At 68.3% G+C, this 12,047-nt stretch carries 9 protein-coding genes; 8 read left to right on the plus strand and 1 reads right to left on the minus strand.

Annotation, left to right across the window (positions count from 1 at the left end; all coding sequences use genetic code 11):
* Window positions 1-84: 84 nt before the first annotated feature.
* Genes MLE43_RS13805 through MLE43_RS13815 form a run of 3 tightly spaced genes read left to right on the plus strand, consistent with a single transcriptional unit; the run spans window position 85 to window position 6,240 of the window.
* The gene (locus MLE43_RS13805; RefSeq protein ID WP_243305021.1) at window positions 85-1,839 is read left to right on the plus strand and encodes an ABC transporter ATP-binding protein; all 1,755 of its coding nucleotides are present in this window, start codon (window positions 85-87) and stop codon (window positions 1,837-1,839) included.
* A complete protein-coding gene (locus tag MLE43_RS13810) occupies window positions 1,836-3,725 on the plus strand; it encodes an FUSC family protein (RefSeq protein WP_243305023.1) in 1,890 nt (629 codons plus the stop codon). The genes MLE43_RS13805 and MLE43_RS13810 overlap by 4 nt, the downstream gene beginning before the upstream one ends.
* Window positions 3,726-3,771: 46 nt before the next feature.
* Window positions 3,772-6,240 (plus strand): protein kinase domain-containing protein, encoded by a 2,469-nt coding sequence (locus tag MLE43_RS13815; RefSeq protein ID WP_243305025.1) that lies wholly within the window; start codon window positions 3,772-3,774, stop codon window positions 6,238-6,240.
* A gap of 10 nt (window positions 6,241-6,250) precedes the next feature.
* Here the strand turns inward: MLE43_RS13815 and MLE43_RS13820 are convergent, their stop codons facing one another.
* On the minus strand, window positions 6,251-7,882 hold the full coding sequence (locus MLE43_RS13820) for a GspE/PulE family protein (RefSeq protein WP_243305026.1): 1,632 nt from the start codon (window positions 7,880-7,882) through the stop codon (window positions 6,251-6,253).
* A gap of 134 nt (window positions 7,883-8,016) precedes the next feature.
* On the opposite strand from MLE43_RS13820, the gene MLE43_RS13825 reads away from it, so the two are divergent.
* The 5 genes from MLE43_RS13825 to MLE43_RS13845 are packed head-to-tail and all read left to right on the plus strand — an operon-like array spanning window position 8,017 to window position 12,044.
* Window positions 8,017-8,370: an NADH-quinone oxidoreductase subunit A gene (locus MLE43_RS13825; protein WP_243305028.1), complete on the plus strand. Its 354-nt coding sequence runs from the start codon at window positions 8,017-8,019 to the stop codon at window positions 8,368-8,370.
* Window positions 8,361-8,870 (plus strand): NADH-quinone oxidoreductase subunit B, encoded by a 510-nt coding sequence (locus MLE43_RS13830; RefSeq protein ID WP_275975692.1) that lies wholly within the window; start codon window positions 8,361-8,363, stop codon window positions 8,868-8,870. Before MLE43_RS13825 ends, MLE43_RS13830 begins: the two co-directional genes overlap by 10 nt.
* Window positions 8,870-9,748 carry an NADH-quinone oxidoreductase subunit C gene (locus MLE43_RS13835; protein ID WP_243305030.1) on the plus strand — a complete coding sequence of 293 codons (879 nt, stop codon included), beginning with the start codon at window positions 8,870-8,872 and terminating at the stop codon, window positions 9,746-9,748. The genes MLE43_RS13830 and MLE43_RS13835 overlap by 1 nt, the downstream gene beginning before the upstream one ends.
* A gap of 9 nt (window positions 9,749-9,757) precedes the next feature.
* Window positions 9,758-10,858, plus strand: coding sequence for an NADH-quinone oxidoreductase subunit D (locus tag MLE43_RS13840; protein ID WP_243305032.1), 1,101 nt, complete (start codon window positions 9,758-9,760; stop codon window positions 10,856-10,858).
* Between the two features lie 19 nt (window positions 10,859-10,877).
* Window positions 10,878-12,044 (plus strand): complex I subunit 1/NuoH family protein, encoded by a 1,167-nt coding sequence (locus MLE43_RS13845; RefSeq protein WP_243305035.1) that lies wholly within the window; start codon window positions 10,878-10,880, stop codon window positions 12,042-12,044.
* Window positions 12,045-12,047 lie beyond the last annotated feature (3 nt).

Raw genomic sequence — 12,047 nt, forward strand, 5'->3', positions numbered from 1 at the left:
TCCGCCGGTCCTCCTGCCGGCGGTTTTGCCCGACCAGCCTAGGGTCCGGGGATCGGTGTTGCTACTCTGATTGGCGGAGGCCTCGTGGCGGATCTTTCGGAGTCCAAGCTGTTCTGGTGGTGGCCGCTGATGGACCGCCACCGGCGCACCCTGTACTGGGGCTTGGCGGCCACAGTCTGGTGCAGCGTGGCCGCTTCGGTGGTGCCCTACTGGTCGGGGCGGGCGGTGCACGCCCTGGAGCGGCAGGACTGGCACGGCTCGCGGGTCTTCCTGGCGTGGATGCTGGCCTTCACGGCGGTTGCGGGCATCGGTCGCTACCTCATGCGCAACACCCTCATCGGCCTCAGCCGCGATGTGGAGCGGGAGCAGCGCGAATCCCTCTACACCTTCCTGCTCTCCCGCCCCTTCGCCTTCTACGAGCGGCAGCGGGTGGGCGATCTCATGTCCCGCCTGGGCGACGATGTGGGCACCGTCCGCATGGCCACGGGGCCGGGGCTCATGAGCTTCCTCCAGGTGCTTTCGATCCTGCCGGTGACGCTGGGCCTGATGTTCAGCACGAGCTGGAGGCTCACCCTCGCGGTGATGCTGCCCTTCTCCTTCCTGGCCATGGGCTACTACGTCATCGGGAAGTGGAGCCACATGGTGCAGCAGAAGCTGCAGCTGGCCTTCTCGGCCCTCACCACCCACAGCCACGAGACCATCAGCGGCGAACGGGTGGTGCAGGCCTTCGGCTTGGAGGAGGTCCGGGTGGCGCAGTTCGACGCGCTCAGCCGGCGCCATGCCTCGCTCAGCATGAAGCAGTCGGTCATCTTCAGCGCCTACGCGCCGCTTTCCGCCCTCATCAGCGGCGTGTCCGCCCTCGTGCTGGTGACCTACGGCGGCAGCCTGATGGTGCGGGGCATCCTGAACCTGGGCGACCTCACGGCTTTCACGGGTTTCCTTGTGGCCCTGGCCTGGCCCATGATGAGCCTGGGCTGGTCGGCCAACCTCTTCCAGCGGGCCAAGGCCGGCCAGGAGCGGCTGGATCAGCTGCTTCACAGCCCCGAACGGCCGCTGCCTCCAGCCGAACCCATCACCCTGCCGGAGGTTCCGGCGGCCCTGGCGCTCGAGGATGTGACGCACCGCTTCGAGACCGGCCGTGGCCTGGGCCCCCTGGACCTCGCCCTCGCGCCCGGCGACAGCCTGGCCGTCGTGGGGGGCATCGGCTCCGGCAAGACCCTGCTGCTGCAGGTGCTGGCGGGCCTGCGGGCCCCGCAGGCGGGGCGGATGCTCGTGGACGGCGAGCCGCTTTCCGACACCACGCTGCGCCGCCACTGGGCGGGGCTGGGCTGGGTGCCCCAGGAGGCCTTCCTGTTCTCCGACACCCTCCGCATGAATCTGGCCATGGGCCGCCCCGAGGCCACGGAGGAGGAGATCTGGGAGATCGCCCGGGTGGTGGCCATGGATGAACTGATCCACCGCCTGCCGGATGGCCTGGACACCGTGGTGGGCGAGCGGGGCGTGGCCCTCAGCGGTGGCGAGCGCCAGCGCACGGCCCTGGCCCGCGCCCTGTTGCGCCGGCCCCGGCTGCTGCTGCTGGATGACGCCCTCTCCGCGGTGGACTCCGAAACCGAAAGCCGCATCCTCGAGAACCTCCGCGCCTTCCTCGGCAAGTCCACCCTGGTGCTGGCCACGCACCGGGTCTTCGTGGCTGAGACCTGCGCCCGGGTGCTGGTGCTGGAGGAGGGCCGGGCCATCCAGCTGGGCACCCCGGATGAACTGGCCCTCGAGGCGGGTCTCTTCGCACGCCTCAAACGGCTGCAGAGCCTGGAACGGGAACTGGTCAAGGGCGCGGGATGAAAGCGCCGCACCTCGACCGCGCCGTGGTCGTGCGGGCGCTGGTGCTGGCCCTGTCGGCTTGGGTGGCCTTCGCCATCGCCACGCTCGTGCATGTCCAGAACGCCTACTGGGCGGCCATGCCGGTGTGGGTGGTGGCCCAGGCCTCCCGGGGCGTGCTGGTCGAGCGGGCCCTCTTCCGCGTGCTGGGCACCCTGCTGGGCGCGGCGGTCGGTTTCGCGATCCTCCACATTCCCGTGGATGCGTATGTGCAATTCGGCCTGCTGGGCCTGTGGGTGGCCCTCAATGGCGGGCTGACCCATGTCCTGCGGGGGGTGCACGGCTACGGGGCGCTGCTGGCGGGGATCACCGCAGCCATCGTCGTGATGCCGGCCGTGCTGGCGCCGGGGGCCTCGCTGGAGTTCGCCATCGCCCGGGTGGAATGCACCCTCATCGGCGTGATGGTGGCCACCGTGATCACGGGGTTGGCGACCCCCGAATCGCCCCGCCAGGCGTTCTTCCTGCGCATCCGGCTGCTGTCGGCGGATGCCGTGGCCTACGCGGCTGAAGTCCTGCGCCGCGGGGCCTCCACCCTGAGTGTCGAGAAGCGCAGGATCCTCGCCGAGATCAGCGAAGTCGAAGCCTCCGCGCGCCTGATCCTGGCGGGTTCTTTCGAAGGCTACCGCCGCCTGCATGATGTCGACTCGCTGATGGTGGGCATGCTCGGAACCATGAGCGCCGCCGTGGCGCTCCGGCCGGATGGGCGCCCGGGGGCGGCCGGCGCCGATGCGCTGGCCCGTGGGCTGGACCCCGTGGCGGAGCACCTCCGTTCGGAGGGCTGCCCGCCCATGGGCGAGGTCCCCCGGATGGCGGAGATCCCCGGCTCCGGGCGCCTCGCCGATGCCCTCGTTCGCCTCCTGGAGGCCAATGCCGCCCTTGGCCGGCCTCTGGATGGATCCACCGCCCTCCCCCTGCGGCGGGAGCTGGCCGCCCTCGCGCCGCACCGGGAATGGCCCCAGGCCGGACGCACGGCCCTGGCCTCCGGGGCCGCGACCTTCCTGGCGGCGGCCCTGGCCCATCGGGTGGGCTCGCCTCTGGCGGTCCAGGCTGCCATCGGCGTCTGCATCTTCTCGCTGGTGCTGGGTTCCATGGCGCTTCCCCATCACATCGCCCCCAAGCTGCTGGCCGGGGTGGCGGCCGGGGCCTTCGTCGCGATCCTCTACCGCCTCGGGGTGCAACCCGCTTTCCCCTCGCCTCCGGGGCTCCTGTGGACGCTGGCGCCCTTTCTGCTGGTGGGGGGCCTCCTCAGGGCCCACCCCCGCACGGCGCTGGCCGGCGTGGACTTCAACATGTGCTTCCTGCTGGCCAGCCAGGCGGGCGCCACGGGCAGCCCCGGCGCGAAGGAGGTGGTTGGAGGCTCGGCCGCCCTGGCCGCCGCAGCCTCCCTGGTGGCGGGCAACTACATCCTGATGCCCCGGCGTTCCGTCCGGCAGGCGGAGGACGCCGTGGGCGTGATCCGGCGGGACCTGCTGCGGATGGTCGAGACCGGCCCCGGCGAGGCCCTCGCGGACTGGCGGGCGCGGGGGGCGCGGCAGATTCTCCGGCTTTCGCTGCACCTGGGGCGGGCGAAGGACCTGGGGTGGCGCTGGCCCAAGGGGATCCTGGCGGTGCTGAGCCTGGGCCACGCCATCGAGCAGCTGCACGAGCTTCCGGACACCGTGGGGGGAAGCCTCAAGCGGGAGGCTTTCGACGCCTTGCGGCGGTTGGTGGAAGATCCCCACGGGACCGCCCGGGTCGTGCGCGCCCTGGCCGACGCCGCCCAGGAACCCGCCCCGCGGGAGGTGCTGCTCGACCTGGCCAATGGCCTCGAGACCTCGGCGGAACTGTTGAACTTCGGCCGGTCCGCCTAGCCGGAATTCTGCTAGCCTGCTGAGACTCTACCTACGGTCGTGCTCCATGAGCCTCGCGCCTGGAACGAACCTCGGCCCCTACCGGATCCTCACCTTGTTGGGGAAAGGCGGCATGGGGGAAGTCTACCGGGCGGAGGACCCCAAGCTGGGCCGCGAAGTGGCCATCAAGGTGTTGCCGGAAGGGTTCGCGGAGGACCGGGAGCGGCTGAAGCGCTTCGAGCAGGAGGCGCGCGCGGCGGGCGCGCTGAACCATCCAAACCTCCTCACGGTCCACGATCTCGGCACCCATGAGGGTTCCCCATACCTGGTGATGGAGCTCCTGGAGGGGCAGACCTTCCGGACCCTGATGGGGCAGGGGGCCCTTCCCGTGGAGCGGGTGGTGGATCTGGCCGGGCAGATCGCGGCGGGGCTCGCCGCGGCTCATGAACGGGGGATCGTCCACCGGGACTTGAAGCCGGAGAATCTCTTCCTCACGCGGGACCGGGTCGTGAAGATCCTGGACTTCGGTTTGGCCAAGCAGGGGCCGCTGGGAAGGCAGGACTCAGGCGCGGAGACCCTGGCGGGAATGGTGCTGGGCACCGCGTCCTACATGAGCCCAGAGCAGGCCTGCGGCCATCCGGTGGACTTCCGCTCGGATCAGTTCAGCCTTGGGGTGGTGTTGTACGAGATGTTGAGCGGGCGCCAGCCGTTTGGGGGGCCTTCAACCACCGAGACGCTCGCGGCGATCGTGGGCGGGGATCCGGCCCCCCTGGTGCCGTCCGGCCCGCTGGCGGCCGTGGTGGCGCGGTGCCTGGAGAAATCGCCGGGGAAGCGGTACGGCTCGACGAAGGACCTGGCGCGGCAGCTGGGGTCCCTGCGTCGGCAGGCCTCGTCCGGCGAGGGCTTCCCTGGGGTTGCGGCTGCGCTGGGAGGGAGGCGCCGCGTGAGGCTGGCCCTGGTGGGAGTCTCCCTGGCGGGGGTGGCCGTGGCCCTGGGCTGGGCCGCCTGGAGCCCGGAACCCCAGAGGTCGCCCCGGAACTCGAACCTGGTGGCCCTGCCCTCCAAAGTGGTGGGACCCACCGAATCGGCCTTCCTGGCGGACGCCATTCCCCACTCGCTCTCGGCCCTGCTGGCGGGCGTGGAGGGGGTGGACATGAAGGTGCCGCCCACCAGCTACCAGGTGGAGAAGATGCATGGGGACCTGGGAAAGATCGCAGAGGCCTATGGGGTGGAGAACCTGGTGGTGACCTCCGTGACCGCCCAGGGAGAGCGACTCATCCTGACGGTCCAGCTGGTCGAGACAGCCACTTTGAAGGTCAAGTGGGCGGGCCGGTTCGAAGGATCGCGCGGGGCCTACCAGCAGCTTCTGGAGCAGGCGGCGGATTCGCTCATCGGCTTCCTGAAGCTGTCCAGTGCCACTCAGGATCCGCGCCGGATCGGGGGTGGCCCAATGGAAGTGGAGGTGGAACTGGGCCTTCGGGAGGGCGTGTTCTTCCAGCAGCGCTATGCCCGCAGCAAGGACCCGCGGGACTTCGATCAGGCGCTGGCGGCGTTCCGGCGCGCCCATGCGCTGGACCCCGCCAATGCGCAGCTGGTTGCGGAGATCGCCGGGCTCTTCGACTCCCAGCACTTCATCACGAGGGATGCGCGGGCTGGCGCGGAGGCGGAGCAGTGGGTGGCGCAGGCGCTGGCTCTGGATCCCCGCTGCGGCCGTGCCTGGGCGGTGCGGAGCCGGATCGAGGTCAACCGGCCCAAGGTCGATCCCGCGGCCGTGACGGCGTTCGCCATCAAGGCCACGCACCATGCGCCGACCGAGGCCCGGGGCTTCATCACGCTGGGATCCGTCGCCCCCACGGCCGGCTTCCAGAAAGCCGCCGGTCTGAGGAGCGTGGAACTGAATCCCCTGAACCCGCTGGGTTACTCATGGGCGGCCATGTGCCTGACGATGGTGGGGGACGCCGCCGAAGGGGTCGCGGTGGCGGAGCGCGCCGCGCGGGTGGAGAGTCAGCAGGGGTTCCACACCTGGATCCTGTATTTCTCCCTGTTCCATGCCGGCCGCTATGAGGAGGCCCGGAAGGCCTACACCGAGGTCCAATGGCAGGAGGCCTCGCGACTCATGCGGTTCCTGATGGACGGGGACCTGGACGGCGGGAGGCGGCTGGGGCGGCAGGTCCACCAGGACTGGCGCAGGGCGGACCTGGGCGCCATGGACTGGGTGAACCGCGCCGTGTTCTACGTTCCCCTGCTGGTCCGCCTGGGCCTTCGGGAAGAAGCCCTCTGGCTGCTGGACCAGTGCGCGAACTCGGGTTTCCCGCCCTTCCTGGACTGGCTGCTCGTGGATCCGGACCTGCAGAAGCTCCGTGGCGACCCGCGGTACGCCCGGGCCGTTTCGGCGGCCCGGGACTACGCCGCCACCTTCCTGGCGGAAGCCGAGGCGGCGAAGGCCCGGGGCGAGTTCCCCAGGTCGCTCGAGCCGGCCCTGGCGGAGCTCCGGGACCTGGTGAAACGCACCAAGGCCCCGCCGAATGCGCGCTGAGCGGGGGTGATCAGGCGCCGTCGCGGAAGGTCACCTTGTTGATCTCGGCGAAGGTGGTGATGCCGAGCCGCACCTTCTCGATGGCGCTCTCGCGGAGGAACTGCATGCCTCCCCGGCGGGCGGCGGCCTTCACCTCGCGGGTCGGCGCCCGCTGGATGAGCAGCTCGCGGATCTCGTCGTTGAGGCCCATGAACTCGATGATGGCCTGCCGGCCGCGGAAACCCGTGCCGTGGCAGTCCACGCAGCCCACGCGGTCAAAGAGGGTGGCGCTCCTCAGCCAGGCCTCGTCCACGCCGTTCTCCTCCAGCTCCTGGGGGGCGGGCGGCGGGGCGGGGCGCTTGCACTTGGGGCAGAGCACGCGGATGAGGCGCTGGGCCAGGATGCAGTTCAGGGACGAGACGAAGTTGTAGACCTCCACGCCCATGTGCTGGAAGCGGCCGATCACGTCCAGCACGTTGTTGGCGTGGACGGTGGTGAAGACCAGGTGGCCCGTGAGGGCGGACTGGATGGCGATCTGGGCCGTCTCCGGGTCGCGGATCTCGCCCACGAGGATCTTGTCGGGGTCGTGGCGCAGGATGGATCTCAGGCCCAGTGCGAAGGTGAGGCCCTTCTTCTCGTTCACGGGGATCTGGGTCACGCCCTCGAGTTGGTACTCGACGGGATCCTCGATGGTGATGATCTTGTCCTCGGGCGCCTTGATCTCGCTCAGCACGGCGTAGAGGGTGGTGGTCTTGCCGGAGCCCGTGGGGCCCGTCACCAGGAACATGCCGTAGGGTTCGCGGGCGAAGCGGCGCAGGCGCTTCAGCTCGTGGTCGGAGAAGCCGAGGATCTCCAGGGTCAGGGTCTGGAACTCCTCGGTGAGGTTCTCCTTGTCGAGGATGCGGATGACCGCGTCCTCGCCGTGGATGGTGGGCATGATGCTCACGCGGAAGTCGATGGCCCGGCCGCGGACCTTGAGCTTGAAGCGGCCATCCTGGGGCTTGCGCTTCTCGGCGATGTCCAGCTCGGACATGACCTTGATGCGGCTGATGATGGGCGAGGCGAAGCGCCGGTCGATGGGCTCGGCCGCCGGATAGAGGCTGCCGTCGATGCGGTACTTGATCTGGAAGCCCGTGGCCGTGGTCTCCAGGTGCACGTCGGAGGCGCGGCGCTGCAGGGCGTTGAAGATGGTGGTGTCCACCAGGCGGACGATGGGAGCCTCGTCCTTGTCGGTCAGGCGCTCCAGGTCGAGCACCTCGTCGTCAAGATCCTCCTCGTGGAGCACCTGGATCTTGAGCGCCTCGCCGGCCTCGTCCATGACCTTCTGGCCGCTCTCCGATTTCTTCAGCACTTCCTGGATCTGGGCCAGCGGGGCGCCGGCGAACCGGAGGGGCCGCTTGAGCTGCTGCCGCAGGAGGTCCTGGGTGGGGATGTCCAGGGGGTCCGCCATGGCCAGCCACAGGACGCCCTCCCGCTCCTGCACCGGCACGAAGTGGTGCTTGAGCATCAGGTCGAGGGGGATGGCCTGGAACAGGGCGAACTCCACCAGTTCCCGGGTCAGGTCCAGGGTGGGGTACAACTCCCGGGCCGGCCGGAAGTCAGTCAGGGCCGAGTCGCCGGTCTCGACGGCGTCCGCAGGGTCCGGGGAATTAGGAAAAGTCATGGAAACATCCTACTGGAAGGTGGGCCCACCCGAAGGGGCGGAATTGGACCTGGATCACAAAGGACGCCACGGTTGGCTTCGATCGTTGACCTGCGTGGGACCGGCACTCCACAATGACTGGTCCTGGAGGCTCCATGCGTGGGTACGCGTCCATCCTGCTGCTGATCCTGGTAGCAGTGGCCCTGCCAATCATCATCCTGAATCTGTCGCGACTCTTGCGGCCCAGTTGGCCCAGCGCGGCGAAGTACGCCACGTACGAGTGCGGCATCGTCACGACCAACGAGGCACGGGAGAAGTTCTCCGTCCGTTACTACCTGGTGGCAGTGATGTTCCTGGTGTTCGACGTGGAAACGGTGTTCCTCATGCCCTGGGCCATCCAGATGAAGGAACTGGCCGTGTTCGGCTTCATCGAACTGGGCCTGTTCCTGTTCCTGCTGCTGTTCGGCTACGGCTACATCTGGTCCAAGGGAGCCCTGACATGGGAATGAACCAACCCACCGCCCTGGAGCACATCCTGATCACCACCAAGGTGGAGAAGGTCATGAACTGGTCCCGCGCCACCAGCGTGTGGCCCGTGACCTTCGGCCTGGCCTGCTGCGCCATCGAGATGATGGCCGCCGGCGCCAGCCGCTTCGACTTCGACCGCTTCGGCGCCGGGATCTTCCGTGCCAGCCCGCGCCAGGCCGACCTGATGATCATCGCGGGCACGGTGACCTACAAGATGGCCCCGGTCATCAAGACCCTCTACGACCAGATGCCCGAACCCAAGTGGGTGATGGCCATGGGCTCCTGCGCCACCGCCGGCGGCCCCTTCGACTCGTACCACACGATCCAGGGCGTAGACAAGGTCATCCCCGTGGATGTCTACATCCCCGGCTGCCCGCCCCGTCCCGAGGCGTTCATCTACGGGTTCCTGAAGCTGCAGGACAAGATCATGACCAGCAGCCTGGCTGACCGGTACAAAGACATCTTCGAGGAGGTCGGCTGATGTCGGAACCGAACGTCCCCCAGACTCCGGAAGTTCCGGAGGCACCTGCCGGCCCCTACGTGTACGACTACAAGGCCGCGCCGAACCGCCAGATCACCATGCCCAAGACGGTGCCCCTGCCGGGCTACCGGACCTACCTGGCCGAACAGAAGGCCGCCACCGAGGCCGATGAGGCCAAGTGGCAGAAGACCCTGGCGGACTTTGAGACCGCCAAGGCCAAGGCCGAGGCCGAGGGCAAGGACGCCCCCAAGCCTCCCGTCCGGCCGGTCCCCCGCAAGGACGACAACGACATGAAGGCCCCAGTTCCGCAGGAGGCCACGGACGCCGATCTCCTGAAGCTGCAGGCCCTCCTGGGCGACAAGGTGGAGGAGGTCTTCGAGCAGGCCGGAGAACTGGTCTGCCAGGTGAAGAAAGAGGCCATCCTCGAGGCGCTGGCCCTGTGCCGCGACGAGGCCGACCTGAAGTACGAGATGCTCGCCGACCAGTCCGCCACCCACTATCCGGCGGCCAAGGACTTCACCTGCAGCGTGGTCTACCACCTGACGAGCATCAGCCGCCGCAAGCGGCTCCGGCTCCGCATCCTCGCGCCCGAAGGGTTCATGCCGGAGAGCGCCTGCCCCCTCTATCCCAGCGCCAACTGGATGGAGCGGGAGATCTACGACATGCTCGGCATCCGCTTCCAGAACCATCCGGACATGACCCGCATCCTCTGCCCCGAGGACTGGGAGGGCTATCCCCTCCGGAAGGACTACCCGACCGTGGGCTGGGGCCAGCGCGACATCTCCTTCCGCGAGGACCGCGGCGGCATGCTTGAGCGCATCGCCCTCCAGAAGGCCGGCCAGCTGGGCATCAACCTGAAGCAACCCAAGGCGGACTAGGAGCGGACGGTGTTCAAGAACGAGGAAATGGAAATCAACCTGGGCCCGCAGCATCCGTCCACGCACGGTGTGCTCCGGGTGAAGCTCCGGTTGGATGGCGAGACCGTCACCCACTGCCGGCCGATGATCGGCTACCTGCACCGGGGCGTGGAGAAGATCTGCGAGAACCAGTCCTTCTTCCAGGGCCAGGTCTGGACGGACCGCATGGACTACTGCTCCGCCGTGGCCAACAACCTGGGGTGGGTGGAGGCCAACGAGAAGCTGCTCGGCATCACCGTGCCCCGCCGCGCCCACTACATCCGCACCCTGCTGAACGAGTTCAACCGCATCGCCTCCCACCTCATCTGGCTGGGCACGCATGCCATGGACATCGGCGCCTTGACGGTGTTCCTCTACGCCTTCCGTGAGCGCGAGGACGTCCTCGACATCAACGAGGCCTTCTGTGGCTCCCGCCTCACGACCACGGCCTTCCGCATCGGCGGCCTGCGCGAGGATCTGCCCCCCGGCTTCGAGAAGCTGGTTCACAAGTTCCTGGCCAAGTTCTCCAGCTGCCTCGAGGAATACGAGAACCTGCTCACCGAGAACCGCATCTGGAAGAAGCGCACCGTCGGGGTCGCCCGGCTCAGCGCCGAGGACGCCATCGCCCTGGGCGTCACCGGGCCGATGCTCCGCGCGGCCGGCGTGGCCTACGACATCCGCAAGGCCTTCCCCTACGCGGCCTACGCCGAGATGGATTTCGAGGTGCCCACCCGCACCGAGGCGGACACCTACGCCCGGTACCAGGTCCGCATGGCGGAGATGCGCCAGAGCGCCCGGATCATCCAGCAGTGCATGGACGGCATGCCGGAAGGCCCGGTCATGGCCAAGCTCCCCAAGATCCTGCGGTCCGAGGTCAACGAGGTCTACCACGCCACCGAGTCGCCCAAGGGCGAGATCGGCTACTACCTCGTGGGCGAGAAGGGCTCGCTGAATCCCTACCGGTTCCACGTTCGGGCTCCTGGGTTCATCAACCTCCAATCCCTGCCCAAGATGGCCGAGGGAGGGCTGATCGCCGACGTCGTCGCGGCCATCGGTTCCCTGGACATCGTGCTCGGCGAGATCGACCGCTAGCCGACGAGGATCCCAAGACATGCCGACCCCGACCCTCACCCAGTCCATCGTGATCACCCTCATCCAGTGCCTGCTGGTGGTGATCTTCGTCTTCGTCGTCGTTCCCCTCACGGTGTTCGCCGAGCGCAAGGTGCTCGGCCACCTCCAGCAGCGCCTGGGCTCCACTCGTGTCGCCAGTGGCCATGTCGGCTTCAGCGGTTGGATGAACCGCACCATGTGGAAGATGGGCAGGGTGCCTGTCCTCTCCTACTGGCGCGGCATCCCCGGCCTCGTGGGTGACGTGCTCAAGCTGATCCTCAAAGAGGACATCATGCCGGCCAAGGCCGACAAGTTCGTCTTCTTCCTCGCGCCGTCCATCAGCATGGTGGCCGCGATCGTGGTGTTCGCCGCGATCTCCTTCGTGCCCGGCACCTTCTTCACCTTCCCCGCCTGGTTCCCCTACCTGGGCGGCCTCCCGGTTTCCGGGGGCATCGCCGACATCAACGTGGGCCTGCTCTGGATCCTGGGCGTGGCGACCGTGGGGGTGTACGGCATCGTCCTTGCCGGCTGGTCCTCGAACTCCAAGTACCCCCTCCTGGGCGGCCTGCGCAGCGCGGCCCAGATGGTGAGCTACGAAGTCCCGCTGACCCTCAGCCTCCTCGCCCCCGTGGTCCTCGCCGCCAGCCTCAACTTCAGCGAGATGTCCTCGCGCATGGCGACCGGCATGCCGGCCTGGGCCCTGGTGCCCCAGGTCATCGGCTTCCTGCTCTACCTTACCTGCGGCTTCGCGGAGACCAACCGCCTGCCCTTCGACATGCCCGAGGCCGAGAACGAGCTGGTGGCGGGCTTCCACACCGAGTATTCCGGCATGAAGTTCGGCCTCTTCTATCTGGCCGAGTACATCAACATGACGGTCGTGTCGGCCCTGGCCTCCGCCTTCTTCCTGGGCGGCCCCTGGCTGCTCCCCTTCGGCCTGCAGGGGTTGCTGAACCCCTACCTGCCCGGGTTCCTGTCGTGGTTCGGACAGCCCCACGCCATCTTCTTCGTGGCCAAGATCGTCTTCCTCCTCTTCACCTACATCTGGGTGCGCGGCACCATCCCCCGCTACCGGTACGACCAGATCATGGCCGTGGGCTGGAAGTATCTGATCCCCCTGGCGCTGGTCAACCTCCTGCTGGCGGCCGTCATCCGCTGCTTCGCCGTCTAAGGG

This window comes from Geothrix oryzisoli, from assembly GCF_022808865.1.
GTDB classification, from domain to species: domain Bacteria; phylum Acidobacteriota; class Holophagae; order Holophagales; family Holophagaceae; genus Geothrix; species Geothrix oryzisoli.

Excerpts from the sequence above, each read along its gene's own strand:
- MLE43_RS13810 (WP_243305023.1), top strand. The coding sequence starts at position 1,836 with ATGAAAGCGCCGCACCTCGACCGCGCCGTGGTCGTGCGGGCGCTGGTG.
- MLE43_RS13815 (WP_243305025.1), top strand. The coding sequence starts at position 3,772 with ATGAGCCTCGCGCCTGGAACGAACCTCGGCCCCTACCGGATCCTCACC.
- MLE43_RS13820 (WP_243305026.1), bottom strand. The coding sequence starts at position 7,882 with ATGACTTTTCCTAATTCCCCGGACCCTGCGGACGCCGTCGAGACCGGC.
- MLE43_RS13825 (WP_243305028.1), top strand. The coding sequence starts at position 8,017 with ATGCGTGGGTACGCGTCCATCCTGCTGCTGATCCTGGTAGCAGTGGCC.
- MLE43_RS13830 (WP_275975692.1), top strand. The coding sequence starts at position 8,361 with ATGGGAATGAACCAACCCACCGCCCTGGAGCACATCCTGATCACCACC.
- MLE43_RS13835 (WP_243305030.1), top strand. The coding sequence starts at position 8,870 with ATGTCGGAACCGAACGTCCCCCAGACTCCGGAAGTTCCGGAGGCACCT.
- MLE43_RS13845 (WP_243305035.1), top strand. The coding sequence starts at position 10,878 with ATGCCGACCCCGACCCTCACCCAGTCCATCGTGATCACCCTCATCCAG.